The organism is Pseudorhizobium tarimense (genome assembly GCF_022968135.1).
Classification (GTDB): domain Bacteria; phylum Pseudomonadota; class Alphaproteobacteria; order Rhizobiales; family Rhizobiaceae; genus Neorhizobium; species Neorhizobium tarimense.
On sequence record NZ_JALJRA010000015.1, the window covers coordinates 1 to 21,760 of the forward strand.

The window sequence follows — 21,760 nt, forward strand, 5'->3', positions numbered from 1 at the left end:
AGAAAAGCTGCGCTTCGCGATCCGCGAAGGCGGCCGCACCGTCGGCGCCGGCATCGTCGCCTCGATCATCGAGTAATGCTTTGACGGGGGCGCAGACCTGGTCTGCGTCCCCGTTCGCTGATTTCTTTAAGCAAGGCGCTCATCGCGGCTTGCTTATGACATGAAAATGTAGCAAATGGCGCGCGAGCGCGATTTGCCCCTGCTTCGAATGGGGCAGGGAACTGCAATCAACATTAAGGTGGGTCGGAAGGCCCGAAGACTGGAAAGGGATGCCGTCCCCGGTGTCCCATTCGATCTTTGAAACCGGTGGTCCCGCCTTAGGAAAAGAACGACGCGTGCCCGCTGTTGGTACGCGGGATAACAAGCAACAAGGATAACGTCGAATGAACGGCCAAAATATCCGCATTCGCCTGAAGGCATTCGATCACCGTATTCTCGACGCGTCTACGCGCGAGATCGTGTCGACGGCGAAGCGCACCGGTGCTAGCGTCCGGGGCCCCGTTCCGCTTCCGACCCGAATCGAGAAGTTTACGGTTAACCGGTCACCCCACATCGACAAGAAGAGCCGCGAGCAGTTCGAGATGCGCACCCATAAGCGCCTTCTCGACATCGTAGATCCGACACCGCAGACGGTAGACGCGCTGATGAAGCTCGATCTCGCCGCAGGTGTCGATGTTGAGATCAAGCTCTGAGACTTCGGTCTGGAGCGGAGTGAGAAGGATTAAACCGATGCGTTCGGGTGTAATTGCACAGAAGGTGGGAATGACCCGCGTCTACAACGACGCTGGCGAGCATATCCCGGTGACGGTACTGCGGCTTGAAAACTGCCAGGTCGTTGCTCATCGCACCATGGAAAAGAACGGTTACCTGGCGCTTCAGCTGGGCGCCGGTGCTGCCAAGGTGAAGAACACGACGAAGGCTCTGCGCGGCCACTTTGCCGTTGCTGAAGTTGAGCCGAAGGCGAAGCTCGTGGAGTTTCGCGTATCTGAAGACAATTTGATCGACGTCGGCACTGAGCTGAAGGCTTCGCACTTTGAAGCTGGCCAGCTGGTGGATGTAACCGGCACCTCGATCGGTAAGGGCTTCGCCGGCGCCATGAAGCGCCATAACTTCGGTGGTCTGCGTGCCACGCACGGTGTGTCCGTATCGCACCGTTCGCATGGTTCGACCGGTTCCAACCAGGATCCGGGCCGCGTCTGGAAGGGTAAGCGCATGGCTGGTCACATGGGCCAGACGCGCGTCACCACCCAGAACCTCGAAGTCGTTTCCACCGACGAAGGCCGCGGCCTGATCCTCGTCAAGGGTGCCGTCCCCGGCTCCAAGGGCGCTTGGATCGTTGTTCGCGACGCCGTCAAGTCGGCTGCGAAGTAAGGGAGCCAAGAACATGGAATTCAACGTCAAGACCCTCGAGGGCAAGGACGCTGGCAAGGTCTCCCTTTCGGACGAGATCTTCGGCCTCGACCCCCGCGAAGATATCATCGCCCGCATGGTTCGTTGGCAGCTCGCCAAGAAGCAGCAGGGCACCCACAAGACTAAGAACCGTTCGGAAGTCTCCCGCACCGGTGCTAAGATGTACAAGCAGAAGGGTACGGGCCGCGCTCGTCACCATTCGGCTCGTGCACCGCAGTTCCGCGGCGGTGGCAAGGCGCACGGCCCGGTCGTCCGCAGCCATGCTCACGATCTTCCCAAGAAGGTTCGTGCGCTCGCTCTGCGTCATGCTCTGTCGGCAAAGTTCAAGGCTGAAGACGTCATCATCGTCGACAACCTGGTTGCTGCAGAAGCAAAGACCAAGTCGCTGATTGGTTCGTTCGCGTCGCTCGGTCTCACCAATGCACTCGTCATTGGTGGCGCTGAACTCGACAACAACTTCAAGCTCGCGGCCCAGAACATCCCGAACATCGATGTTCTGCCGGTTCAGGGCATCAATGTTTACGACATCCTGCGTCGCGGCAAGCTCGTGCTGTCGAAGGCCGCAGTTGAAGCTCTAGAGGAGCGTTTCAAGTGACCGATCTTCGCCACTATGATGTGATCGTCTCTCCGTCGATCACCGAAAAGTCGACGCTGGTATCTGAGCAGAACCAGGTTGTTTTCAACGTTGCCAAGGATGCTTCCAAGCCGGAAATCAAGGCTGCCGTCGAGGCGCTGTTCGGTGTGAAGGTCAAGGCCGTCAACACGCTGGTCCGCAAGGGCAAGGTTAAGCGTTTCCGCGGCTTCATCGGCAAGCAGAAGGACGTGAAGAAGGCAGTCGTGACCCTCGTTGAAGGTCAGTCGATCGACGTCTCCACCGGTCTCTGAGGAACAGAACAATGGCATTGAAAAGCTACAATCCGACGTCTCCGAGCCAGCGCCAGCTGGTCATCGTCGACCGGTCCGGTCTCCACAAGGGCAAGCCGGTCAAGGCGCTGACGGAAGGCCTCTCCAAGAGCGGCGGTCGTAACAACCTTGGCCGCATCACCGCCCGCTTCATCGGCGGCGGTCACAAGCGTACCTACCGCCTGGTCGACTTCAAGCGTCGCAAGTTCGACGTTGAAGGTACGGTCGAGCGTCTGGAATACGACCCGAACCGCACCGCGTTCATCGCTCTCGTCAAGTACGAGGACGGCGAACTGGCCTACATCTTGGCACCGCAGCGCCTTGCTGCCGGTGACAAGGTCATCGCCTCCAACAAGGCCGTGGACGTTAAGCCGGGCAACACCATGCCCCTGCAGTTCATCCCGGTCGGCTCCATCGTTCACAACGTCGAAATGAAGCCGGGCAAGGGTGGTCAGATCGCACGTTCGGCTGGCACCTACGTCCAGCTCGTCGGCCGCGACGCCGGTATGGCGATCCTGCGGTTGAACTCGGGCGAACAGCGCCTCGTTCCAGGCTCCTGCTTGGCAACGGTCGGCGCCGTATCCAATCCGGACCACGGCAACATCAACGACGGCAAGGCTGGTCGTACCCGCTGGCGTGGTAAGACTCCGCATAACCGCGGTGTCGTCATGAACCCTGTCGACCACCCGCACGGCGGCGGTGAAGGCCGTACCTCTGGTGGCCGTCACCCGGTTTCGCCATGGGGCAAGCCTACCAAGGGCAAGCGGACCCGTTCGAACAAGTCGACAGACAAGTTCATCATGCGTTCGCGCCATCAGCGCAAGAAGTAAGAGAGGTAGTCAGGAATGGCTCGTTCAGTATGGAAAGGCCCGTTTGTTGACGGCTATCTTCTCAAGAAGGCTGAGAAGGTGCGCGAAGGCGGCCGCAATGAAGTAATCAAGATGTGGAGCCGCCGCTCCACCATCCTGCCGCAGTTCGTCGGACTGACCTTCGGCGTCTACAACGGCAACAAGCACGTGCCGGTGAGCGTCAACGAAGACATGGTCGGACACAAGTTCGGTGAATTCGCTCCCACCCGTACCTACTACGGTCACGGCGCGGACAAGAAGGCGAAGAGGAAGTAACGATGGCGAAGGCTAAGACCGAACGCCGGCTGAAGGACAACGAGGCGCAGGCCGTTGCGCGCACGCTTCGCATCAGCCCGCAGAAGCTCAACCTGGTTGCCGCAATGATCCGTGGCAAGAAGGTTGAGCGCGCGCTCGCAGACCTCGAGTTCTCTCGCAAGCGCATCGCCGGTACGGTGAAGAAGACTCTCGAGTCTGCAATCGCCAATGCCGAAAACAACCATGACCTCGACGTCGATAGCCTGATCGTATCGGAAGCATACGTCGGCAAATCGATCGTCATGAAGCGTTTCCACGCTCGCGGTCGCGGCCGGGCATCTCGCATCGAGAAGCCCTTCGCGCACCTGACGATCGTGGTTCGTGAAGTCGAGGAAAAAGGGGAGGCCGCATAATGGGCCAGAAAATCAATCCGATCGGCTTCCGCCTCGGCATCAACCGTACCTGGGATAGCCGCTGGTTCGCCGACAACGCCGAATATGGTCAGCTGCTGCATGAGGATCTGAAGATCCGTCAGTACCTGATGCGTGAGCTGAAGCAGGCCGGTATCGCCAAGGTGGTCATCGAGCGTCCGCACAAGAAGTGCCGCGTCACGATCCACTCGGCGCGTCCGGGCCTGATCATTGGCAAGAAGGGCGCCGACATCGAGAAGCTCCGCAAGAAGCTTTCCGAGATGACCTCTTCGGAAACGCACCTCAACATCGTTGAAGTGCGCAAGCCGGAAGTCGACGCGACGCTGGTCGCCCAGTCGATCGCCCAGCAGCTCGAGCGCCGCGTGGCTTTCCGCCGTGCGATGAAGCGGGCCGTTCAGTCGGCCATGCGTCTTGGCGCGGAAGGCATCAAGATCACCTGCGCCGGCCGTCTCGGCGGTGCGGAAATCGCCCGTACGGAATGGTATCGCGAAGGCCGCGTGCCGCTTCACACCCTGCGCGCCGACATCGACTACGGTACGGCTGAAGCCGAAACCGCATTCGGTATCTGCGGCATTAAGGTTTGGATCTTCAAGGGTGAAATCCTTGAGCACGATCCGATGGCTTCCGAGCGCCGTGCGCTCGAGGGCGATGCCCAGGGTCCGGCAAGCCGTGAACGTGGCGACCGTGGCGATCGCCGCCGCGAACGCGAAAACGCTTGATTAGCGCTGGCGAAAGATAAGCTCGGAGAAGTAAGAAAATGTTGCAGCCAAAGCGTACAAAGTTCCGCAAGCAGTTCAAGGGACGCATCAAGGGTGTTGCTAAGGGCGGTTACGAGCTGGCCTTCGGCGAATTCGGCCTGAAGGCTCAGGAGCCCAACCGCGTCAACGCGCGCGAGATCGAAGCGGCCCGCCGCGCGATCACGCGTTACATGAAGCGTGCCGGCCGTGTTTGGATCCGCGTATTCCCCGACGTTCCGGTCACGGCAAAGCCGACCGAAGTTCGTATGGGTAAGGGCAAGGGCTCGGTTGAATACTGGGCGTGCCGCGTCAAGCCGGGTCGCATGATGTTCGAGATCGACGGTGTTTCCGAGGAGGTCGCCCGCGAGGCGCTCCGTCTCGGCTCTGCCAAGCTCTCGGTCAAGACGCGCTTCGTTCAGCGCATCGCAGAGTAAGGAGAAGGCACGATGAAAGCCGAAGACGTTCGCGGCCTCACGGCCGACCAGCTCAAGGACAAGCTCGCAGAGCTCAAGAAGGAGCAGTTCAACCTGCGCTTCCAGAAGGCCACGGGCCAGCTCGAGAAGTCCTCGCGTATCAACGAAGTTCGCAAGGACATCGCTCGCGTTAAAACCATTGCCCGCCAGAAGGCGGCAGAAGCCAAGGCCTAAAGGAAGAACAATATGCCGAAACGCATTCTGCAGGGCGTCGTAGTTTCTGACAAGAACGAGAAGACCGTTGTTGTCCGTGTCGAGCGCCGATTCGCGCACCCGCTGCTTCAGAAGACGGTCCGCCGTTCCAAGAAGTACAAGGCGCATGACGAAAACAACCAGTACAAGATCGGTGATGTCGTTTCCATCCAGGAATGCGCACCGATTTCCAAGGACAAGTGCTGGACGGTGATTGCCGCCCAGGCTTGATTTCAGAGATTTGCGCCTGGGCCTTGCTTCTGGCGCAGATTCCTGTATGAAGCACGCCATCGGCGCAGGACGCTCGGCAACGAGCGTTCTTTTGCTTTGAGCGCAGGGAAGGTCCTCTAGAGGAAACCACCTTGGCAAGATCCATCCCGCGCACAATGAAATTCTGTCCATAAGCCGGATCGGGGCGTTCGCGCGCCCGGTCGTTCCGGTCATTAGAAAAAGGCGACCTGACATGATTCAGATGCAAACAAACCTCGACGTGGCGGATAATTCCGGCGCACGTCGTGTCATGTGCATCAAGGTGCTGGGCGGCTCCAAGCGCAAGTACGCTTCGATCGGCGACGTCATCGTCGTTTCGATCAAGGAAGCTATCCCGCGCGGCCGCGTGAAGAAGGGCGACGTGATGAAGGCGGTTGTTGTGCGTACCGCCAAGGACATCCGTCGCGCCGACGGCAGCGTCATCCGCTTCGACAACAACGCAGCGGTCCTCATCGACAACAAGAAAGAGCCGATCGGCACCCGTATCTTCGGACCGGTTCCGCGTGAACTTCGCGCCAAGAACCACATGAAGATCATCTCGCTGGCTCCAGAAGTACTGTAAGGAGCGGGATCCATGCAGAAGATTAAGAAGGGCGACAACGTCGTCGTGCTGACCGGTAAGGACAAGGGCCGCACCGGTGAAGTTCTCCAAGTTCTGCCGAAGGAAGACCGTGCGGTCGTCCGCGGCGTCAACATGGTGAAGCGCCACCAGCGTCAGACTCAGACGCAGGAAGCCGGCATCATCAACAAGGAAGCATCCATCCATCTGTCGAACATCGCGGTCGTCGCGAAGGACGGCAAGCCGACCCGCGTTGGCTTCTCCGTCGTCGATGGAAAGAAGGTGCGAGTTGCCAAGCGTACGGGAGATGTGATCGATGGCTGAGGCAAAGTACGAGCCGCGGCTCAAGACGGAATACGTTTCCCGCATCCGCGGTGCGCTGAAGGAGCAGTTCTCCTACGCGAACGAAATGATGATCCCGAAGCTCGACAAGATCGTCATCAACATGGGCGTGGGCGAGGCGACTGCCGACTCCAAGAAGCCTACTGTTGCTGCTGGCGACCTTGCGGCGATCGCCGGTCAGAAGCCGGTCATCACCCGGGCTCGCAACTCCATCGCTGGCTTCAAGGTCCGCGAAGGCATGCCGATCGGCGCAAAGGTAACGCTGCGCGGCGCCCGCATGTATGAATTCCTCGACCGCCTGGTCAACATCGCGCTTCCGCGCGTTCGTGACTTCCGCGGCTTGAATCCGAAGAGCTTTGACGGCCGTGGCAACTTCGCCATGGGCATCAAGGAACACATCGTGTTCCCTGAGATCAACTACGACAAGGTTGATCAGATGTGGGGCATGGACATCATCGTTTGCACGACGGCCAAGACCGACGACGAAGCTCGGGCTCTTCTGAAAGAGTTCAACTTCCCGTTCCGTCAGTAACCGTAACGACGAGCGTAGAAAAGGAACTCCGATATGGCGAAGACCAGCGCAGTTGAAAAGAACAAGCGCCGCCGCAAGACCGTTGCCAACCAGGCTGCCAAGCGCGCCGCTCTGAAGGCAACCATCATGAACCAGGAACTGCCCATCGAAGAGCGGTTCCAGGCAACCCTGAAGCTCGCCTCGCTGCCGCGCGATGGCTCCAAGACCCGCATCCGCAACCGGTGCGAAGTCACGGGCCGCCCGCGCGCATTCTACCGCAAGCTCAAGATGTCGCGTATCGCGCTTCGTGAGCTGGGCAACCTCGGCAAGGTGCCGGGCGTCGTCAAGTCGAGCTGGTAAGGAGACGGTTCTATGACCATGACTGATCCTCTGGGCGATATGCTCACCCGTATCCGCAATGGTGCCTCTCGCCGCAAGTCGAGCGTCACGACACCTGCTTCTAAGCTGCGCGCTCGCGTTCTCGACGTTCTGCAGGCTGAAGGCTACATCCGCGGTTACACCCAGACCGATTACGGTAACGGCAAGTCCGAGATCGAAATCGAACTGAAGTACTACGAAGGCGCGTCGGTGATCCGTGAGATCGGCCGCGTGTCCAAGCCGGGCCGCCGGGTTTATGTCTCGGTAAAGTCCATTCCGCAGGTCGCGAACGGCCTCGGCATCACCATCCTTTCGACTCCGAAGGGCGTGATGGCCGATCACCAGGCTCGCGAACAGAACGTTGGTGGCGAGGTTCTTTGCTCCGTCTTCTAAGACAGGGCAGGGATCTCCATAGCGAACAGACAGGATAAAACAATGTCTCGTATCGGTAAGAAGCCCGTTCCGGTTCCTGCTGGAGTTACGGCCACGGTTGATGGCCAGAAAGTGACTGCCAAGGGCCCGAAGGGCGAGCTTTTCTTCGTCGCCAATGACGAAGTGAAAGTCGAATTCAATGATAACGCCGTATCGGTGACCCCGATCAACGACAGCAAGGATGCCCGCTCCAAGTGGGGTATGTCTCGCACGATGATTGAGAACATCTTCCGCGGCGTGAAGGACGGTTTTGAGCGCAAGCTCGAGATTAACGGCGTTGGTTACCGCGCCGCCATGCAGGGCAAGAACCTGCAGCTGGCCCTCGGTTTCAGCCACGACGTTGTCTACGAACCGCCGCAGGGTATTTCGATTGCCGTGCCGAAGCCGACGGAAATCGTCGTCACCGGCATCAACAAGCAGCAGGTCGGTCAGGTTGCCGCGGAAATCCGCGAATACCGCGGTCCGGAGCCCTACAAGGGCAAGGGCGTCAAGTACGCCGAGGAACGGATCGTCCGCAAGGAAGGCAAGAAGAAGTAAGGATCACGCGAAATGGCTAGCAGGAAAGAAGCACTTGCAAAGCGCGCGAGCCGCGTGCGCCGCCAGATTAAGGCGGTCGCCAACGGCCGTCCGCGCCTGTCGGTTCATCGCTCGTCGAAGAACATCTATGTCCAGGTCATCGACGACGTGGCCGGCCGCACGCTTGCTGCCGCCTCCACGCTCGACGCGGATCTGCGTTCCACGCTGAAGACCGGCGCGGACGTTGCAGCAGCTGCTGCCGTCGGCAAGCTGGTTGCTGAGCGGGCAACGAAGGCTGGCGTGAAGGAAGTCGTGTTCGATCGCGGCGCCTTCATCTACCACGGCCGCATCAAGGCCCTCGCAGACGCTGCCCGCGAAGGCGGTCTCAGCTTCTAAGAATTTGCCCGGGTCTCCAGTGAAAGGGGATCCGGGTAAACTGCGGTTTTACCGCATCCGATCCTCGTTTCGGATCGAACTGTAATCTGCCGATTGCACCCGGAAAAGAAAAAGGAACAGGACAATGGCACAAGAAAGAAGAGGTTCTCGCGACGACCGCCAGAACCGCGAGGAACGCGACAGCGAATTCGTCGACAAGCTGGTCGCGATCAACCGCGTCGCCAAGGTGGTTAAGGGCGGCCGTCGTTTCGGCTTTGCTGCTCTCGTCGTCGTTGGCGATCAGAAGGGCCGCGTCGGCTTCGGTCATGGCAAGGCTCGCGAAGTCCCTGAAGCAATCCGCAAGGCAACGGAATCCGCAAAGCGCGACCTGATTTTCGTGCCGCTGCGTGATGGCCGTACACTGCATCACGACGTCAACGGTCGCCACGGCGCCGGCAAGGTTCTCCTGCGTGCCGCCAAGGCTGGTACCGGCATCATCGCCGGTGGTCCGATGCGCGCCGTGTTCGAAACGCTCGGCGTCCACGACGTCGTTGCCAAGTCCACGGGCTCGTCGAACCCTTACAACATGGTTCGCGCAACCTTCGACGCCCTGAAGCACCAGGTTCATCCGAAGGACGTCGCAGCTCAGCGTGGCATCAAGTATGCAACGCTCCAGGCTCGCCGCGCCGCTTCCGGTAACTCTGCGGAAGAATAAGGAAAGCGATCATGGCCAAGAAAGCTACCCAGGCAGACGCCAAGAAGACGGTTACGGTCGAGCAGATCGGTAGCCCCATCCGCCGCCCCGCTGTTCAGCGCCAGACGCTGATCGGTCTCGGGCTCAACAAGATGCACCGGGTCCGCACCCTGGAGGACACCCCTTCGGTTCGCGGCATGATCCGTGCTGTCCAGCATCTCGTTCGCGTCGTCGACGAGAAGTGAGACGGGGGAAGTCATCATGAAACTGAATGAAATCAAAGACAACGAAGGCGCCGTAAAGGATCGCAAGCGCGTTGGTCGCGGTATCGGCTCTGGCAAGGGCAAGACCGGCGGTCGCGGCGTGAAGGGTCAGAAGGCTCGTTCGGGCGTTGCCATCAACGGCTTCGAAGGCGGCCAGATGCCGATCTATCGTCGCCTGCCGAAGCGCGGCTTCAACAACATCTTCGCTTCCGACTTCGTCACCGTTTCGCTCGGCCGTATCCAGGCTGCGATCGATGCCAAGAAGCTCGATGCGAAGGCCACGATCGATGCTGCTGCCCTCAAGGCTGCCGGCGTTATCCGTCGCCCGAGGGATGGCGTTCGCGTCCTGTCTGACGGCGAGCTGAAGGCCAAGGTTACGATCGAAGCCGCCGGCGCTTCCAAGGCGGCCGTCGAGAAGATCGAGAAGGCCGGTGGGTCGATCAAGCTTCCGGAAGCTGCTGCTGCCGAGTAATCACTTCTGAATCGCCCGGCGTGCTTCACACCGGGCGATTTTGCTCCCATATGTGAGCCTCACGATTCCGGGACCGATCGCACGGTCGCGCTTTCCGGAACATACGGAAAACAGGGTGAGGCACCGATTGCATTCGCGATCCCCGCCCGTTTTCAGAAACTGAATGTAGACTGCTTTCCGGGCCCGGCTCATCCCGCCGCCGGAAATGGGTCAGGCGGAGAAATGCATGGCTTCTGCAGCGGAACAACTTGCCTCCAACCTCAATTTTTCGACCTTCGCCAAGGCGGAGGATCTCAAGAAGCGGCTGTGGTTCACGCTGGCGGCGCTCCTTGTCTACCGGCTGGGGACGCACATCCCGCTTCCGGGCCTGAACCCTGAAGCCTATGCCCAAGCCTTCCGCGGCCAGGCCGGCGGTATTCTCGGCCTCTTCAACATGTTTGCCGGTGGCGCCGTCGAGCGCATGGCGATCTTCGCACTTGGCATCATGCCGTACATCTCCGCATCAATCATCGTGCAGCTGATGACCTCCGTCGTGCCGTCGCTTGAGGCACTGAAGAAGGAAGGCGAACAGGGCCGCAAGGTCATCAACCAGTACACGCGCTACGGCACGGTTCTGCTCGGCACCCTGCAGGCCTACGGCATTGCGGCGGGCCTCGAGAGCGGTAACGGCCTCGTGGTCGATCCGGGCTGGTTCTTCCGCATTTCTACCGTTGTCACCCTGCTCGGCGGTACGATGTTCCTGATGTGGCTCGGCGAACAGATCACCGCGCGCGGCATCGGCAACGGTATCTCGCTGATCATCTTCGCTGGGATCGCCGCAGGGCTTCCGACGGCGCTTGCCGGGACGCTCGAGCTCGGACGTACCGGCGCTCTCTCGACGGCACTCATCTTGGCCGTGATCTTGGTCGCAATTGGCGTCATCACCCTGATCGTTTTCGTTGAGCGTGCGCAGCGGCGTCTTCTGATCCAGTATCCGAAGCGCCAGGTTGGCAACCGCATGTTCCAGGGCGATACGTCGCACCTGCCGCTGAAGCTGAACACGGCTGGCGTCATCCCGGCAATCTTCGCCTCGTCGCTCCTGCTTCTGCCAGCGACGGCTGCAGGTTTCGCGGGTAATTCCGATCTGCCGGGCTGGGCAACGACCATCATTGCTGCACTCGGCCACGGCCAGCCGGCGTTCATGGTGCTTTACGGCCTGCTGATCGCGTTCTTCGCCTTCTTCTATACGGCAATTGTGTTCAATCCGAAGGACACGGCCGACAACCTGAAGAAGCACGGCGGCTTCATCCCCGGCATCCGCCCGGGCGAGCGCACTGCCGAATACATCGACTACGTGCTGACCCGCATCACGGTCATCGGCGCGATCTATCTTGTCTTCGTCTGCATCCTGCCGGAGCTTCTGATCGCCCGCACGGGCGTGCCATTAGCCCTTGGTGGTACTTCGCTTTTGATCGTGGTCAGTGTTACGCTCGACACCGTTGCGCAGATCCAAGGACACCTGATCGCCCAGCAGTACGAGGGACTGATCAAGAAGTCGAAATTGCGTGGAGGAAAGAGGGGACGATGAGACTGATACTTTTGGGACCGCCGGGCGCGGGGAAGGGGACCCAAGCCCAGCGGATCGTGGAGAAGCACGGGATACCGCAGCTCTCCACCGGCGACATGCTGCGTGCGGCCGTGGCGGCTCAGACCGACGTCGGCAGGCGCGCCAAGGAAGTCATGGATGCCGGCCAACTGGTCTCCGATGATATCGTAAACGCAATCGTCTCTGAACGCATCGATGCACCGGACTGTGCGCGTGGGTTCATCCTGGACGGTTATCCTCGGACCTTGGCGCAGGCGGATGCCGTCGATGCCATGCTTCGAGGCAAGGGACAGTCTCTGGACGTCGCGATCGAATTGGTCGTCGATGATTCGGCCATGGTCGGGCGTATCCTGCGCCGTGCCGAAGAAGCGCACGCCGCCGGTCAGCCGGTGCGCAAGGACGACAATGCGGACGTCTACGCTGACCGTCTGAGGGCCTACTACAAGAGCACGGCGCCGCTCACTGGCTACTACTATGCCAAGGGCAAGCTGAAGTCGGTTGATGGCATGGCTGATATGGATGCCGTCACGGCGGAAATCGAGAAGGTGCTCGCTGCGCTCTGAGCAGCGGTCACTCTAAAGAATCTTGGTGGGGCCGGTTGCTTTTTTTAACCGATTCCGCTAACACCGCGCCAACTCGCGACATCAATGCGATCGGTGCGGACGTCCCGCTGAGGGAAACCGGATCCGGTCGTTTGACTTGTTGCGGATAAGATTTGAACTGGCGGCCGGTTCGCGGCTGCTCTCATGGAAGAAGTACCACTTGCCGGATGGCAACTGGAACGCAAGGAGAATAGGCGTGGCACGTATCGCTGGCGTCAACATCCCGACTGCGAAGCGCGTCGTTATCGCGTTGACGTATATTCACGGGATCGGCCCGAAATTCGCTCAGGAAATCGTCGAGAAGGTCGGTATCCCGGCTGATCGTCGCGTTCATCAGCTCACCGATGCTGAAGTCCTGCAGATCCGCGAAACCATCGACCGCGATTACCAGGTCGAAGGTGACCTGCGTCGCGAGACTGCAATGAACATCAAGCGCCTGATGGATCTTGGCTGCTACCGCGGCCTGCGCCATCGCCGTGGCCTCCCGGTCCGCGGTCAGCGCACGCACACCAATGCCCGCACCCGCAAGGGTCCGGCAAAGGCAATCGCCGGTAAGAAGAAGTAATTACCCGGATCTCCGGGTGAGGGAGGCTGGCGCTTCGTCGCTGGCCTCTTTTTGAGTTTGGAGAGGGGCGCAAGCTCAACTCCGGTGGAGCCGCTGGAATTACGGCGGTGACGAGATCAACGAAAGGAAGACCATGGCCAAGGAAGCCACCCGCGTCCGCCGTCGCGAACGCAAGAACATCACGTCGGGCGTTGCCCACGTCAACTCGACCTTCAACAACACGATGATCACCATCACCGATGCGCAGGGCAATGCGATTGCCTGGTCGTCTGCTGGTGCCAAGGGCTTCAAGGGTTCGCGTAAGTCGACCCCGTTCGCTGCCCAGATTGCGGCCGAAGACTGCGCCAAGAAGGCTCAGGAGCACGGCATGAAGTCGCTCGAAGTGGAAGTCTGCGGTCCGGGTTCTGGCCGTGAGTCGGCTCTGCGCGCGCTCCAGGCTGCCGGCTTCATGATCACGTCGATCCGCGACGTCACGCCGATCCCGCACAACGGCTGCCGTCCGCGCAAGAAGCGCCGCGTCTGATTGTCGGATGCGCCGGCCGTCGGGTCGCTCGCATTGAACTCGCGTAATGCCGCCTTACTTCGCCCGCGAAGTCTGGCGGTTTTGCCGTACCGCCGAAGGGCAATGTCTCACTCGGTGCTTCTCATGCTCGGTTGCCACGATTGGATGGTGGCAACGAACGGAAGGTTTAAAACATGATCCAGAAGAACTGGCAGGAACTGATCAAGCCGAATAAGGTGGAGTTCACCTCGTCCGGCCGCACGAAGGCAACGCTGGTTGCAGAGCCGCTTGAGCGGGGCTTCGGTCTGACGCTCGGCAACGCCCTGCGTCGCGTGCTTCTGTCGTCGCTGCGCGGTGCTGCTGTCACCGCCGTTCAGATCGACGGCGTTCTGCACGAGTTCTCCTCCATCCCCGGCGTTCGGGAAGATGTGACGGACATCGTGCTCAACATCAAGGAAATCGCCATCAAGATGGATGGCGACGACGCAAAGCGCATGGTCGTGCGCAAGCAAGGCCCCGGTGCTGTGACCGCTGGTGACATCCAGACGGTCGGCGACATCGAGATCCTGAACCCCGACCACGTGATTTGCACCCTCGACGAGGGCGCGGAAATCCGCATGGAGTTCACGGTCAACAACGGCAAGGGCTATGTACCGGCGGAGCGTAACCGTGCCGAAGATGCGCCAATCGGCCTCATTCCGGTCGACAGCCTCTATTCGCCGGTCAAGAAGGTCTCCTACAAGGTGGAAAACACCCGTGAAGGCCAGGTTCTCGACTACGACAAGCTGTCCATGACCATCGAGACCGATGGCTCGGTCACCGGTGAAGATGCCGTGGCATTTGCCGCTCGCATCCTCCAGGACCAGCTCGGCGTATTCGTCAACTTCGATGAGCCGCAGAAGGATGTCGAGGAAGAAGCCGTCACCGAACTGGCATTCAACCCGGCGCTCCTCAAGAAGGTCGACGAACTGGAGCTTTCGGTCCGTTCGGCGAACTGCCTGAAGAACGATAACATCGTCTACATCGGCGACCTCATCCAGAAGACCGAGGCGGAAATGCTGCGCACTCCGAATTTCGGTCGCAAGTCGCTCAACGAGATCAAGGAAGTTCTCGCGTCCATGGGCCTCCATCTTGGTATGGAAGTTCCCGCCTGGCCGCCGGAAAACATCGAAGATCTCGCAAAGCGTTACGAAGACCAGTACTAGCTAATCAGACTGCAGGCGAATGCCTGCAAGTGAAGGAGAACCAAAATGCGCCACGCAAAAGCAGGCCGCAAGCTCAGCCGCACCGCAAGCCATCGCAAGGCGATGTTCGCCAACATGGCTGCCTCGCTCATCACCCATGAGCAGATCGTCACCACCCTGCCGAAGGCGAAGGACCTGCGTCCGATCGTCGAGAAGCTCGTCACCCTCGGGAAGCGCGGCGACCTGCACGCTCGTCGTCAGGCGATCTCGCAGATCCAGGACCAGGACGCCGTCCGCAAACTGTTCGACGCGATCGCAACGCGCTATGCCACCCGCAACGGCGGCTACCTGCGCATCATGAAGGCCGGTTACCGGCAGGGCGACAACGCCGCCATGGCCGTCATCGAGTTCGTCGAGCGCGACGTTGACGCCAAGGGCGCAGCCGACAAGGCTCGCGTTGCTGCCGAGGCAGACGCTGCCGAAGCTGCATAACCATCCTTTGGGATGTGCTTTTGAAAAGGCCGGGTGGAAACGCCCGGCCCTATCTTTTTGGTGCATTCGCCACTCCCACACCCTCGACGCCGGTGCACGCAGTTGCGACCGGTTTTCGCTCAAGCTACTCCTCACCTTGACCTAGTATCGAGAAGGATCGAGTGGATGGAGAAGGTAGCAATTGTCACAGCGGGTGGCAGCGGTGTGGGAGCGGCTTCCGCCAGACGGCTCGCAGCGGATGGCTTCAAGGTCGCAATCCTTTCCTCCTCCGGCAAGGGAGAAGCCTTGGCTCAGGAGCTCGGCGGCATCGGCGTAACCGGCTCGAACCAGTCCAACGACGACCTGAAGCGGCTGGTGGACACAGTGATGAAGCAGTGGTCGCGCGTGGACGTCCTTGTCAACAGCGCTGGTCATGGTCCCAGGGCACCGATCGTCGAAATCACGGACGAGCAGTGGCACACGGGCCTCGACGTCTACCTGATGAACGTGATCCGCTCCGTTAGACTTGTCGCTCCCATCATGCGGGCGCAGAAGTCGGGCAGCATCGTCAACATCTCCACCGCGTGGGCCTTCGAGCCGAGCGCGATGTTCCCGACGTCCGCCGTGTTCCGCGCCGGGCTGTCAGCCTACACGAAGATCTTTGCGGACGAGTATGCAGCCGATAACGTCCGGATGAACAACGTCCTGCCCGGCTGGATCGACAGCCTGCCGGCGACGGAGGAACGGCGCGGAAGCGTGCCCATGAAGCGTTACGGGAAGAGCGAGGAGATCGCTGCAACCGTTGCCTTCCTCGCGTCGGAAGGGGCGGGCTACATCACGGGCCAGAACCTCAAGGTCGACGGCGGCCTAATGCGGGCGGTCTGAGTCCAATGATTTTTCGGAGTTTTATAGAAGCGTCCGTCGCCGGTTAAAACAGGAAGCGCACGGCGATGAATCCTCCGAGAAGTGCGGCAAGGCCGCGGGTAAACACAAGGCCGAGCCGCTTCTCGATGAACTCTGTGTCCGGCGGTCCGATCAGATCGAGCGGGCCCGCTACCGCATAGAAGCGCCCGCCGCGAGCAATGATGCTGAAGGTCACGAAGGTCGCGAGGTTGAGGCTCGTTGCCCCGCTCGCGATGGTGATGATCTTGAAGGGGGAGGGCGTCAGCCCCGCGATCAGCACGATCCACGCGCCCCAGGCGTTGTAGCGGAGCGCAAACTCATCGAACTTGCCGGCATAGCCGTAGATCTCGAGGATCGGCCGTGCGATCTGCTCGAAGAGGAAGCGCCAATCAGATAGCGATAACGGCGCCGAGGACCGAGGCGACGGTGCTGATGAAAGCAAGGGCCACGCCTTGTCTCGCCCCGACAGGAACATGGGGATCAGGAGCGCATCCGGCGGAATCGGAAAGAAGGAGCTCTCGGCAAACGAGATCCGCCCAGCGCATATTCTGCGTGCGGCTTCGCAGCCAGCCGCATCGTCCTGTCGTAGAGTGCCTGGAGCATGGGTATTCCTGTTTCTGATCGATGGCGGCGCTCACGAGCCGTCGCGGCCGCGCCGGTATTACCGATCGATAGCTTGAGGGACGCAAAAGGTGCAAAAGCGGCCTTCGTTTGGAAAAGCCTGTTCTTCTATCCGAGGGCGAGCGGACGGCTACCGCCCCGCACGCGCTACCCGCGGATTGCCGCCGCGCTTCCAAGCGAGGAACGGCTTGCGCAACGGCCGGTAGGCGAGCAGCACGGCGACCAGGCCGATGTGGACGAAGGGTTGGAATGTCACGGACTTGACCGCCAGCAGGTAATGTAAGGCCCCGCCCAGCGCCACCGGGTAAATCAGCTGGTGCAGCTTGCTCCAGCGCGGCCCCAGGCGGCGGATCGACCAGTTGTTCGATGTCACGGCGAGCGGCACGAGCGAGACGAGGCAGACTATGCCGATGGTGATATAGGGGCGCTTGACGATGTCGCCGGCAATGGAACTGACCTCCAGCCCGCGATCGAGGATCAGCCACACTGAGAAGTGCATCACCACGTAGTAGAAGGCGAGAAGCCCTAGGGCGCGGCGATAGCGCAGCCAGTTGACGCCTACGATGTCGCGCAGCGGCGTGATCGCAAGGGTCGCGATCAGGAAGCGGAGCGCCCAGATGCCCAGCAGGTGCTCGAAGGTCTTGACGGGGTTGACCCCAAGTCCGCCCGTCGCACCCTGGTAGAAGTACCAGGCTGCAGGACAGAGCCCGATCACATAGAGCGCCCAGATGCTCGGCCCGTGCAGCCTGCGTGACAGCGATGGAATGACGGTCATCAGAAGTTTGCCTTGAGGTCCATGCCGTCATAGAGACCCGCGACCTCGTCCGCATATCCGTTGAACTTGAGCGTCGGCCGGTTCGCGACGGAGAAGAAGCCGCCTTCGCCGATCCGCTGTTCGGTAGCCTGGCTCCAGCGCGGGTGATCGACCTCGGGGTTTACGTTGGAATAGAAGCCGTATTCCCGTGCATTGGAATTCTTCCAGGTCGTCTCCGGCTGCTCTTCCACCAGCGAGATCTTGACGATGGACTTGATGCTCTTGAAGCCGTACTTCCACGGCACGATGAGCCGGATGGGCGCTCCGTTCTGGTTCGGCAGCGTCTCACCGTAAAGGCCGACAGAGAGGATCGTCAGCGGGTGGCGGGCCTCATCGAGGCGAAGGCCCTCGACATAGGGCCATTCCAGCGGCTGGAAAAACCCCGTCTGGCCAGGCATCTCCTCCGGGCGGACGACCGTCTCGAAGGAGACGTACTTGGCGCTACCGAGCGGTTCGACTTGGTCGAGCAGGGCAGCAAGTGGAAAGCCGATCCACGGGATCACCATCGACCAGCCCTCCACGCAGCGCAGCCGATAGACACGGTCTTCGAGCGGCATCTTCATCAGTTCCTCGATACCGAACTCCCTCGGTTTGCCCACCAGGCCGTCGACCTTGACAGACCAGGGAAGGGGGTCGAATTGGCCGGACCTCTCAGCAGGATCGCTCTTGGCGGTGCCGAATTCGTAGAAATTGTTGTAGCTGGTCACCGCTTCCTTCGGTGTAAGCTTTTCGTCGGTCGAGAATCGGCTTGGCGACGCCGTCAGCGGCGCGGCGAGGGCGGAGCCTGCTCCGGCCAGGAATGCGCCCGCCGCCGCCGTTCCGATGAACTTCCTGCGCGACATGTAGACCTGCCGCGGAGTGATCTCCGACGCGGCAATGTGGGGCGGGCGATAGACAGGCATGGCGGTCTCCTCGGGAGGGGCTTTCTAACCCTATACGTAACGCGCGCTCGTCTGGTTTCACAGTGCTCTCGGGTATTTGTCGGGCACATCTGCGTGAGGCGTACCGCAGAGTACCGTTTTGCCGTTCGGTGATAGTGACCGCGTGCCTATATTGAGGTAGGAAAGCTTCAAAACCGGGGATAAGCGGCGCGCCGCGGCGACCCGAAGAACAAGACCGAGGAAGAGACCATGCCCGCTTATCGTTCCAGAACCACGACCCACGGCCGCAACATGGCAGGCGCGCGCGGCCTGTGGCGCGCGACCGGCATGAAGGACAGCGATTTCGGCAAGCCGATCATCGCGGTGGTGAATTCCTTCACGCAGTTCGTCCCGGGCCACGTGCACCTCAAGGATCTCGGCCAACTCGTCGCTCGGGAAATCGAAGCAGCCGGCGGCGTGGCGAAGGAATTCAACACGATCGCCGTCGACGATGGCATCGCCATGGGCCATGACGGTATGCTCTATTCGTTGCCGTCGCGCGAGATCATATCCGACTCTGTCGAATACATGGTCAACGCGCACTGCGCCGATGCCATGGTATGCATCTCCAACTGCGACAAGATCACCCCCGGCATGCTCTCGGCCGCCATGCGCCTCAACATCCCCGCCGTCTTCGTTTCCGGCGGCCCGATGGAGGCCGGCAAGGTTGTCCTCCAAGGCAAGACTGTTGCGCTGGATCTCGTCGATGCCATGGTCGCTGCGGCCGACGAAGCCATGTCCGATGCCGACGTCCAGGCGATCGAACGCGCCGCCTGTCCGACCTGCGGCTCATGCTCGGGCATGTTCACGGCCAATTCGATGAACTGCTTGACCGAGGCGCTCGGGCTGTCGCTGCCGGGGAACGGCTCGACACTCGCCACCCACGCAGACCGCAAGCGCCTCTTCGTCGAAGCGGGCCACCTGATCGTCGATCTTGCCCGCCGCCATTACGAGCAGGACGACTACAGCATCCTGCCGCGCTCGATCGCCACCAAGGAAGCCTTCGAGAACGCCATGGCCCTCGACATCGCCATGGGCGGCTCAACGAACACGGTCCTGCACATCCTCGCGGCGGCCTATGAGGGCGGTGTCGATTTCACTCTCGACGACATCGACCGCCTGTCGCGCAAGGTGCCATGCCTGTCCAAGGTCGCTCCTGCCAAGAGCGATGTGCACATGGAAGACGTCCATCGCGCCGGGGGCATCATGCGCATCCTCGGCGAACTCGACCGGGGCGGCTTGCTGAACCGCGACTGCAAGACGGTGCATGAGGAAACCCTCGGCGACGCCATCGACCGCTGGGACATCACCCGCACCAACAGCGAGACTGTTCGCAATTTCTACAAGGCGGCACCGGGCGGCGTCCCGACGCAGGTTGCCTTCTCGCAGTCGTCGCGCTGGGATGAACTCGATACCGACAGCGAAAAGGGCGTCATCCGCTCGGTCAAGAACCCGTTCTCCAAGGACGGCGGGCTGGCGGTTCTATACGGCAACATTGCGCTTGATGGCTGCATCGTGAAGACGGCTGGCGTCGACGAGTCGATCCTGAAGTTCACCGGCCCGGCTCGCGTCTTCGAGAGCCAGGATGCATCCGTCAAGGCGATCCTCAACAACGAGATCGTCGCCGGCGACGTCGTCGTCATCCGCTACGAGGGCCCGAAGGGCGGCCCTGGCATGCAGGAAATGCTCTATCCGACGAGCTACCTGAAGTCGAAAGGCCTCGGCAAGGCCTGCGCGCTCGTCACCGACGGCCGCTTTTCGGGCGGGACCTCGGGCCTCTCTATCGGCCACTGCTCGCCGGAAGCCGCCAATGGCGGCGCAATCGGCCTCGTCCGCGAAGGCGACATGATCGAGATCGACATCCCCAACCGGACGATCAACCTGCTCGTTTCCGATGCCGAACTGGCCCATCGCCGGACGGAACAGGAAAAGCACGGATGGGCGCCTGTCGCTCCACGCCGCCGCAACGTCACCACGGCGCTAAAGGCCTACGCGGCCTTCGCCGCCAGCGCCGATAAGGGCGCGGTGCGGATCCTGCCGGAGTAGGGGGAGCCTTTCCGGCATCGACTATTGAAAGCGTATGGGGATTTCTTACACTCCATCCCGATGGAAGCAACGATGATCACAAGCCGGCTCACGAGCAATTCTCAGGCGACGGTCCCTCAAGCGGTGCGAACGGCGCTGAAGCTGCGAGAGGGAGATAAGCTCGTCTAAACGCTCAAGGTCGATGGCCGGGTAGTCGTCTCACGGGCTACTCGGCCTCCCGATTAACCATTCGCCGCCTTCGAACAATGGGGTAGCGACGCTGATCGCAAGGTTTAAAGCCGATCTTTGACCAAGGCACCATCATCCGGGTGCCGTTCCCTTACACGGATCGGGATACGCGACAACGGCGACCCGCACTCGTCGTTCGACCGCGCTGTTGGTCCAGAGGGAGCTCTGCTTTGGCGGTCATGATCACGTCTGCAGAGAACCGAAGTTGGACGGATGACGTCGCAATCGTAGATTACCTTGCGGCGGGTTGGCCTCCTCCATCGGTAGTCCGTCCGGCGAAAATCGCGACGGTTGAAGCACGTCATGTCGAACCAATCGGGCAAGCTGCGGAAGAAGTCACCCTACAGGTGATGGAACGGGTCTCAACCATCCTTGGCTTCGGCGTTGCTTAGGGACAAAATCACAGCGGCCGGGGCAGGCCGTTGGAGATGTCCGTCAGCTCCTTTTGCCGCTCCTATAGGCGGAACGCAGGCAGGCGAGATCGTCGCCGCAGGCCTGGCGCCTGTCGAGCCAGGCGATCTGCCCGTCCTGCATGCTGCCGCGCGCGCCCATGGCCAGCAGTCCCGAGAGCAGGTCGAAGGTCGCCACCATCTTCACATCGGCGTCGTTGATGTCGCGGTTGTCGCAGATCGCCTGTTCGTCTGCGGCGAGATCGGCCTTTTCGCAGTCGAAGCTCGCCGCTTGTGCAGGATTGGCGAGGGGCATTGCGAGAAGGGCAAGGATGGGAAACAGTTTGGTCATCAACACAGTCCTGCTTCAGGGCGCTTTCGTGCGCTGCAAAAACCAGAGGCCGACGAAGATAAGGCAGATGATCCAGATGGCGAGGATGGCAAGCATACCGGTAAGGCTCTGCGACCGCTGCCGGCTGTCTGCGGCGCGGCGCAGATCCGCCATGACAGAGGGTGGAACAAGGCGCACGGCAAGCAGAATGCCAAGCGGCACGACCACCAGGTCGTCGAGGTAGCCGAGAATCGGGACGAAATCCGGGATCAGATCGATCGGCGAGAGCGCATAGGCGGCGACCATTCCCGCGAGCGCCTTTGCGTACCGTGGCACCCACGGGTCCCGCGCCGCAAGCCAGAGCGCAACCACATCGCGCTTCAGCTGGCCGGCCCAAACCTTTGCTGTTCTGACCCACACCTGTGGCTGCCTTTCTGCCTTGGACTGGCGGTTGTACCGTCCCATCCACCTGCGGCTTTTTCATCCTTGTTCAGCCACCTTTCCTTTCTAGCCTGCGGCGCTACAAATCTGCACCACA

The 21,760-nt window shown here is 60.9% G+C and carries 35 protein-coding genes and 1 pseudogene; 31 read left to right on the forward strand and 5 right to left on the reverse strand.

What is annotated here, in order from left to right:
- The 29 genes from MUU54_RS17665 to MUU54_RS17805 form a co-directional block, all read left to right on the forward strand.
- A partial coding sequence (locus MUU54_RS17665; protein ID WP_144623229.1) for an EF-Tu C-terminal domain-related protein occupies positions 1-76 on the forward strand: 76 nt, incomplete at its 5' end.
- 307 nt (positions 77-383) lie between these two features.
- Complete coding sequence (gene rpsJ, locus MUU54_RS17670) at positions 384-692, forward strand: 30S ribosomal protein S10 (protein ID WP_003547547.1); 309 nt, start codon at positions 384-386, stop codon at positions 690-692.
- Between the two features lie 37 nt (positions 693-729).
- Complete coding sequence (gene rplC / locus MUU54_RS17675; protein ID WP_247245343.1) at positions 730-1,371, forward strand: 50S ribosomal protein L3; 642 nt, start codon at positions 730-732, stop codon at positions 1,369-1,371.
- Between the two features lie 13 nt (positions 1,372-1,384).
- Positions 1,385-2,005 (forward strand): 50S ribosomal protein L4, encoded by a 621-nt coding sequence (rplD, locus tag MUU54_RS17680; RefSeq protein WP_247245344.1) that lies wholly within the window; start codon positions 1,385-1,387, stop codon positions 2,003-2,005.
- Positions 2,002-2,295: a 50S ribosomal protein L23 gene (locus tag MUU54_RS17685; RefSeq protein ID WP_247245345.1), complete on the forward strand. Its 294-nt coding sequence runs from the start codon at positions 2,002-2,004 to the stop codon at positions 2,293-2,295. Before rplD ends, MUU54_RS17685 begins: the two co-directional genes overlap by 4 nt.
- A gap of 11 nt (positions 2,296-2,306) precedes the next feature.
- Positions 2,307-3,143, forward strand: a complete 837-nt coding sequence (rplB, locus tag MUU54_RS17690; RefSeq protein ID WP_247245346.1) for a 50S ribosomal protein L2 — start codon at positions 2,307-2,309, stop codon at positions 3,141-3,143.
- A gap of 15 nt (positions 3,144-3,158) precedes the next feature.
- Entirely contained in the window at positions 3,159-3,437 is a 279-nt protein-coding gene (gene rpsS, locus MUU54_RS17695; RefSeq protein WP_247245347.1) for a 30S ribosomal protein S19, read from the forward strand.
- Positions 3,438-3,439: 2 nt separating this feature from the next.
- Positions 3,440-3,829, forward strand: coding sequence for a 50S ribosomal protein L22 (rplV, locus tag MUU54_RS17700; protein WP_247245348.1), 390 nt, complete (start codon positions 3,440-3,442; stop codon positions 3,827-3,829).
- Complete coding sequence (gene rpsC, locus MUU54_RS17705) at positions 3,829-4,566, forward strand: 30S ribosomal protein S3 (protein ID WP_247245349.1); 738 nt, start codon at positions 3,829-3,831, stop codon at positions 4,564-4,566. Before rplV ends, rpsC begins: the two co-directional genes overlap by 1 nt.
- Before the next feature lie 38 nt (positions 4,567-4,604).
- Positions 4,605-5,018: a 50S ribosomal protein L16 gene (gene rplP / locus MUU54_RS17710; RefSeq protein WP_247245350.1), complete on the forward strand. Its 414-nt coding sequence runs from the start codon at positions 4,605-4,607 to the stop codon at positions 5,016-5,018.
- A gap of 12 nt (positions 5,019-5,030) precedes the next feature.
- A complete protein-coding gene (rpmC, locus tag MUU54_RS17715; RefSeq protein ID WP_046792688.1) occupies positions 5,031-5,231 on the forward strand; it encodes a 50S ribosomal protein L29 in 201 nt (66 codons plus the stop codon).
- 12 nt (positions 5,232-5,243) lie between these two features.
- Positions 5,244-5,480, forward strand: a complete 237-nt coding sequence (gene rpsQ / locus MUU54_RS17720; protein WP_247245351.1) for a 30S ribosomal protein S17 — start codon at positions 5,244-5,246, stop codon at positions 5,478-5,480.
- Positions 5,481-5,712: 232 nt separating this feature from the next.
- Positions 5,713-6,081 (forward strand): 50S ribosomal protein L14, encoded by a 369-nt coding sequence (gene rplN, locus MUU54_RS17725; RefSeq protein WP_052638136.1) that lies wholly within the window; start codon positions 5,713-5,715, stop codon positions 6,079-6,081.
- 12 nt (positions 6,082-6,093) lie between these two features.
- The gene (gene rplX / locus MUU54_RS17730) at positions 6,094-6,402 is read left to right on the forward strand and encodes a 50S ribosomal protein L24 (protein ID WP_247245352.1); all 309 of its coding nucleotides are present in this window, start codon (positions 6,094-6,096) and stop codon (positions 6,400-6,402) included.
- Positions 6,395-6,952 (forward strand): 50S ribosomal protein L5, encoded by a 558-nt coding sequence (gene rplE / locus MUU54_RS17735; protein WP_247245353.1) that lies wholly within the window; start codon positions 6,395-6,397, stop codon positions 6,950-6,952. Before rplX ends, rplE begins: the two co-directional genes overlap by 8 nt.
- Positions 6,953-6,985: 33 nt before the next feature.
- Entirely contained in the window at positions 6,986-7,291 is a 306-nt protein-coding gene (gene rpsN / locus MUU54_RS17740) for a 30S ribosomal protein S14 (protein WP_247245354.1), read from the forward strand.
- 12 nt (positions 7,292-7,303) lie between these two features.
- Positions 7,304-7,702: a 30S ribosomal protein S8 gene (rpsH, locus tag MUU54_RS17745; RefSeq protein ID WP_247245355.1), complete on the forward strand. Its 399-nt coding sequence runs from the start codon at positions 7,304-7,306 to the stop codon at positions 7,700-7,702.
- 42 nt (positions 7,703-7,744) lie between these two features.
- Positions 7,745-8,278, forward strand: a complete 534-nt coding sequence (gene rplF / locus MUU54_RS17750; RefSeq protein ID WP_247245356.1) for a 50S ribosomal protein L6 — start codon at positions 7,745-7,747, stop codon at positions 8,276-8,278.
- A 12-nt stretch (positions 8,279-8,290) separates the two neighbouring features.
- Positions 8,291-8,653 carry a 50S ribosomal protein L18 gene (gene rplR / locus MUU54_RS17755; protein WP_247245357.1) on the forward strand — a complete coding sequence of 121 codons (363 nt, stop codon included), beginning with the start codon at positions 8,291-8,293 and terminating at the stop codon, positions 8,651-8,653.
- A gap of 124 nt (positions 8,654-8,777) precedes the next feature.
- Complete coding sequence (rpsE, locus tag MUU54_RS17760) at positions 8,778-9,347, forward strand: 30S ribosomal protein S5 (RefSeq protein ID WP_247245358.1); 570 nt, start codon at positions 8,778-8,780, stop codon at positions 9,345-9,347.
- A gap of 11 nt (positions 9,348-9,358) precedes the next feature.
- A complete protein-coding gene (rpmD, locus tag MUU54_RS17765; RefSeq protein ID WP_247245359.1) occupies positions 9,359-9,571 on the forward strand; it encodes a 50S ribosomal protein L30 in 213 nt (70 codons plus the stop codon).
- Between the two features lie 16 nt (positions 9,572-9,587).
- Positions 9,588-10,061, forward strand: a complete 474-nt coding sequence (gene rplO / locus MUU54_RS17770; protein WP_247245360.1) for a 50S ribosomal protein L15 — start codon at positions 9,588-9,590, stop codon at positions 10,059-10,061.
- 226 nt (positions 10,062-10,287) lie between these two features.
- Positions 10,288-11,628, forward strand: coding sequence for a preprotein translocase subunit SecY (secY, locus tag MUU54_RS17775; protein ID WP_247245361.1), 1,341 nt, complete (start codon positions 10,288-10,290; stop codon positions 11,626-11,628).
- On the forward strand, positions 11,625-12,209 hold the full coding sequence (locus MUU54_RS17780) for an adenylate kinase (protein ID WP_247245362.1): 585 nt from the start codon (positions 11,625-11,627) through the stop codon (positions 12,207-12,209). The genes secY and MUU54_RS17780 overlap by 4 nt, the downstream gene beginning before the upstream one ends.
- 235 nt (positions 12,210-12,444) lie before the next feature.
- Positions 12,445-12,813 (forward strand): 30S ribosomal protein S13, encoded by a 369-nt coding sequence (gene rpsM, locus MUU54_RS17785; RefSeq protein ID WP_165220109.1) that lies wholly within the window; start codon positions 12,445-12,447, stop codon positions 12,811-12,813.
- Between the two features lie 133 nt (positions 12,814-12,946).
- Positions 12,947-13,336 (forward strand): 30S ribosomal protein S11, encoded by a 390-nt coding sequence (gene rpsK, locus MUU54_RS17790; RefSeq protein WP_007766864.1) that lies wholly within the window; start codon positions 12,947-12,949, stop codon positions 13,334-13,336.
- Positions 13,337-13,509: 173 nt separating this feature from the next.
- Positions 13,510-14,520: a DNA-directed RNA polymerase subunit alpha gene (locus MUU54_RS17795; RefSeq protein ID WP_247245363.1), complete on the forward strand. Its 1,011-nt coding sequence runs from the start codon at positions 13,510-13,512 to the stop codon at positions 14,518-14,520.
- A 45-nt stretch (positions 14,521-14,565) separates the two neighbouring features.
- Entirely contained in the window at positions 14,566-14,991 is a 426-nt protein-coding gene (rplQ, locus tag MUU54_RS17800; RefSeq protein WP_247245364.1) for a 50S ribosomal protein L17, read from the forward strand.
- Positions 14,992-15,156: 165 nt separating this feature from the next.
- Positions 15,157-15,855 (forward strand): SDR family oxidoreductase, encoded by a 699-nt coding sequence (locus MUU54_RS17805; RefSeq protein WP_247245365.1) that lies wholly within the window; start codon positions 15,157-15,159, stop codon positions 15,853-15,855.
- A gap of 43 nt (positions 15,856-15,898) precedes the next feature.
- Here MUU54_RS17805 and MUU54_RS17810 read toward each other — a convergent pair whose 3' ends face one another.
- From MUU54_RS17810 to msrP, 3 genes are all read right to left on the reverse strand, one after another.
- Positions 15,899-16,315, reverse strand: a complete 417-nt coding sequence (locus tag MUU54_RS17810) for a YqaA family protein (protein WP_312038843.1) — start codon at positions 16,313-16,315, stop codon at positions 15,899-15,901.
- A gap of 309 nt (positions 16,316-16,624) precedes the next feature.
- On the reverse strand, positions 16,625-17,269 hold the full coding sequence (gene msrQ / locus MUU54_RS17815) for a protein-methionine-sulfoxide reductase heme-binding subunit MsrQ (RefSeq protein WP_247245366.1): 645 nt from the start codon (positions 17,267-17,269) through the stop codon (positions 16,625-16,627).
- Positions 17,269-18,210, reverse strand: a complete 942-nt coding sequence (msrP, locus tag MUU54_RS17820; RefSeq protein ID WP_247245367.1) for a protein-methionine-sulfoxide reductase catalytic subunit MsrP — start codon at positions 18,208-18,210, stop codon at positions 17,269-17,271. The genes msrQ and msrP overlap by 1 nt, the downstream gene beginning before the upstream one ends.
- A gap of 228 nt (positions 18,211-18,438) precedes the next feature.
- Here msrP and ilvD point away from each other — a divergent pair, with 228 nt between their 5' ends.
- Positions 18,439-20,274 carry a dihydroxy-acid dehydratase gene (ilvD, locus tag MUU54_RS17825; protein ID WP_247245368.1) on the forward strand — a complete coding sequence of 612 codons (1,836 nt, stop codon included), beginning with the start codon at positions 18,439-18,441 and terminating at the stop codon, positions 20,272-20,274.
- A gap of 302 nt (positions 20,275-20,576) precedes the next feature.
- A complete protein-coding gene (locus tag MUU54_RS17830; protein ID WP_312038846.1) occupies positions 20,577-20,894 on the forward strand; it encodes a type II toxin-antitoxin system PemK/MazF family toxin in 318 nt (105 codons plus the stop codon).
- Between the two features lie 8 nt (positions 20,895-20,902).
- Here MUU54_RS17830 and MUU54_RS17835 read toward each other — a convergent pair.
- Together MUU54_RS17835 and MUU54_RS17840 are read right to left on the reverse strand one after the other, a co-directional pair.
- Positions 20,903-21,243: pseudogene (locus tag MUU54_RS17835) on the reverse strand (lysozyme inhibitor LprI family protein).
- A 15-nt stretch (positions 21,244-21,258) separates the two neighbouring features.
- A complete protein-coding gene (locus MUU54_RS17840; protein WP_247245370.1) occupies positions 21,259-21,642 on the reverse strand; it encodes a YkvA family protein in 384 nt (127 codons plus the stop codon).
- Positions 21,643-21,760: the final 118 nt, after the last annotated feature.

Coding starts and splice junctions, on each gene's coding strand:
- rpsJ (WP_003547547.1), top strand. CDS start 384: ATGAACGGCCAAAATATCCGCATTCGCCTGAAGGCATTCGATCACCGT.
- rplC (WP_247245343.1), top strand. CDS start 730: ATGCGTTCGGGTGTAATTGCACAGAAGGTGGGAATGACCCGCGTCTAC.
- rplD (WP_247245344.1), top strand. CDS start 1,385: ATGGAATTCAACGTCAAGACCCTCGAGGGCAAGGACGCTGGCAAGGTC.
- rplB (WP_247245346.1), top strand. CDS start 2,307: ATGGCATTGAAAAGCTACAATCCGACGTCTCCGAGCCAGCGCCAGCTG.
- rpsS (WP_247245347.1), top strand. CDS start 3,159: ATGGCTCGTTCAGTATGGAAAGGCCCGTTTGTTGACGGCTATCTTCTC.
- rplV (WP_247245348.1), top strand. CDS start 3,440: ATGGCGAAGGCTAAGACCGAACGCCGGCTGAAGGACAACGAGGCGCAG.
- rpsC (WP_247245349.1), top strand. CDS start 3,829: ATGGGCCAGAAAATCAATCCGATCGGCTTCCGCCTCGGCATCAACCGT.
- rplP (WP_247245350.1), top strand. CDS start 4,605: ATGTTGCAGCCAAAGCGTACAAAGTTCCGCAAGCAGTTCAAGGGACGC.
- rpmC (WP_046792688.1), top strand. CDS start 5,031: ATGAAAGCCGAAGACGTTCGCGGCCTCACGGCCGACCAGCTCAAGGAC.
- rpsQ (WP_247245351.1), top strand. CDS start 5,244: ATGCCGAAACGCATTCTGCAGGGCGTCGTAGTTTCTGACAAGAACGAG.
- rplN (WP_052638136.1), top strand. CDS start 5,713: ATGATTCAGATGCAAACAAACCTCGACGTGGCGGATAATTCCGGCGCA.
- rplX (WP_247245352.1), top strand. CDS start 6,094: ATGCAGAAGATTAAGAAGGGCGACAACGTCGTCGTGCTGACCGGTAAG.
- rplE (WP_247245353.1), top strand. CDS start 6,395: ATGGCTGAGGCAAAGTACGAGCCGCGGCTCAAGACGGAATACGTTTCC.
- rpsN (WP_247245354.1), top strand. CDS start 6,986: ATGGCGAAGACCAGCGCAGTTGAAAAGAACAAGCGCCGCCGCAAGACC.
- rpsH (WP_247245355.1), top strand. CDS start 7,304: ATGACCATGACTGATCCTCTGGGCGATATGCTCACCCGTATCCGCAAT.
- rplF (WP_247245356.1), top strand. CDS start 7,745: ATGTCTCGTATCGGTAAGAAGCCCGTTCCGGTTCCTGCTGGAGTTACG.
- rplR (WP_247245357.1), top strand. CDS start 8,291: ATGGCTAGCAGGAAAGAAGCACTTGCAAAGCGCGCGAGCCGCGTGCGC.
- rpsE (WP_247245358.1), top strand. CDS start 8,778: ATGGCACAAGAAAGAAGAGGTTCTCGCGACGACCGCCAGAACCGCGAG.
- rpmD (WP_247245359.1), top strand. CDS start 9,359: ATGGCCAAGAAAGCTACCCAGGCAGACGCCAAGAAGACGGTTACGGTC.
- rplO (WP_247245360.1), top strand. CDS start 9,588: ATGAAACTGAATGAAATCAAAGACAACGAAGGCGCCGTAAAGGATCGC.
- secY (WP_247245361.1), top strand. CDS start 10,288: ATGGCTTCTGCAGCGGAACAACTTGCCTCCAACCTCAATTTTTCGACC.
- MUU54_RS17780 (WP_247245362.1), top strand. CDS start 11,625: ATGAGACTGATACTTTTGGGACCGCCGGGCGCGGGGAAGGGGACCCAA.
- rpsK (WP_007766864.1), top strand. CDS start 12,947: ATGGCCAAGGAAGCCACCCGCGTCCGCCGTCGCGAACGCAAGAACATC.
- MUU54_RS17795 (WP_247245363.1), top strand. CDS start 13,510: ATGATCCAGAAGAACTGGCAGGAACTGATCAAGCCGAATAAGGTGGAG.
- rplQ (WP_247245364.1), top strand. CDS start 14,566: ATGCGCCACGCAAAAGCAGGCCGCAAGCTCAGCCGCACCGCAAGCCAT.
- MUU54_RS17805 (WP_247245365.1), top strand. CDS start 15,157: ATGGAGAAGGTAGCAATTGTCACAGCGGGTGGCAGCGGTGTGGGAGCG.
- msrQ (WP_247245366.1), bottom strand. CDS start 17,269: ATGACCGTCATTCCATCGCTGTCACGCAGGCTGCACGGGCCGAGCATC.
- msrP (WP_247245367.1), bottom strand. CDS start 18,210: ATGCCTGTCTATCGCCCGCCCCACATTGCCGCGTCGGAGATCACTCCG.
- ilvD (WP_247245368.1), top strand. CDS start 18,439: ATGCCCGCTTATCGTTCCAGAACCACGACCCACGGCCGCAACATGGCA.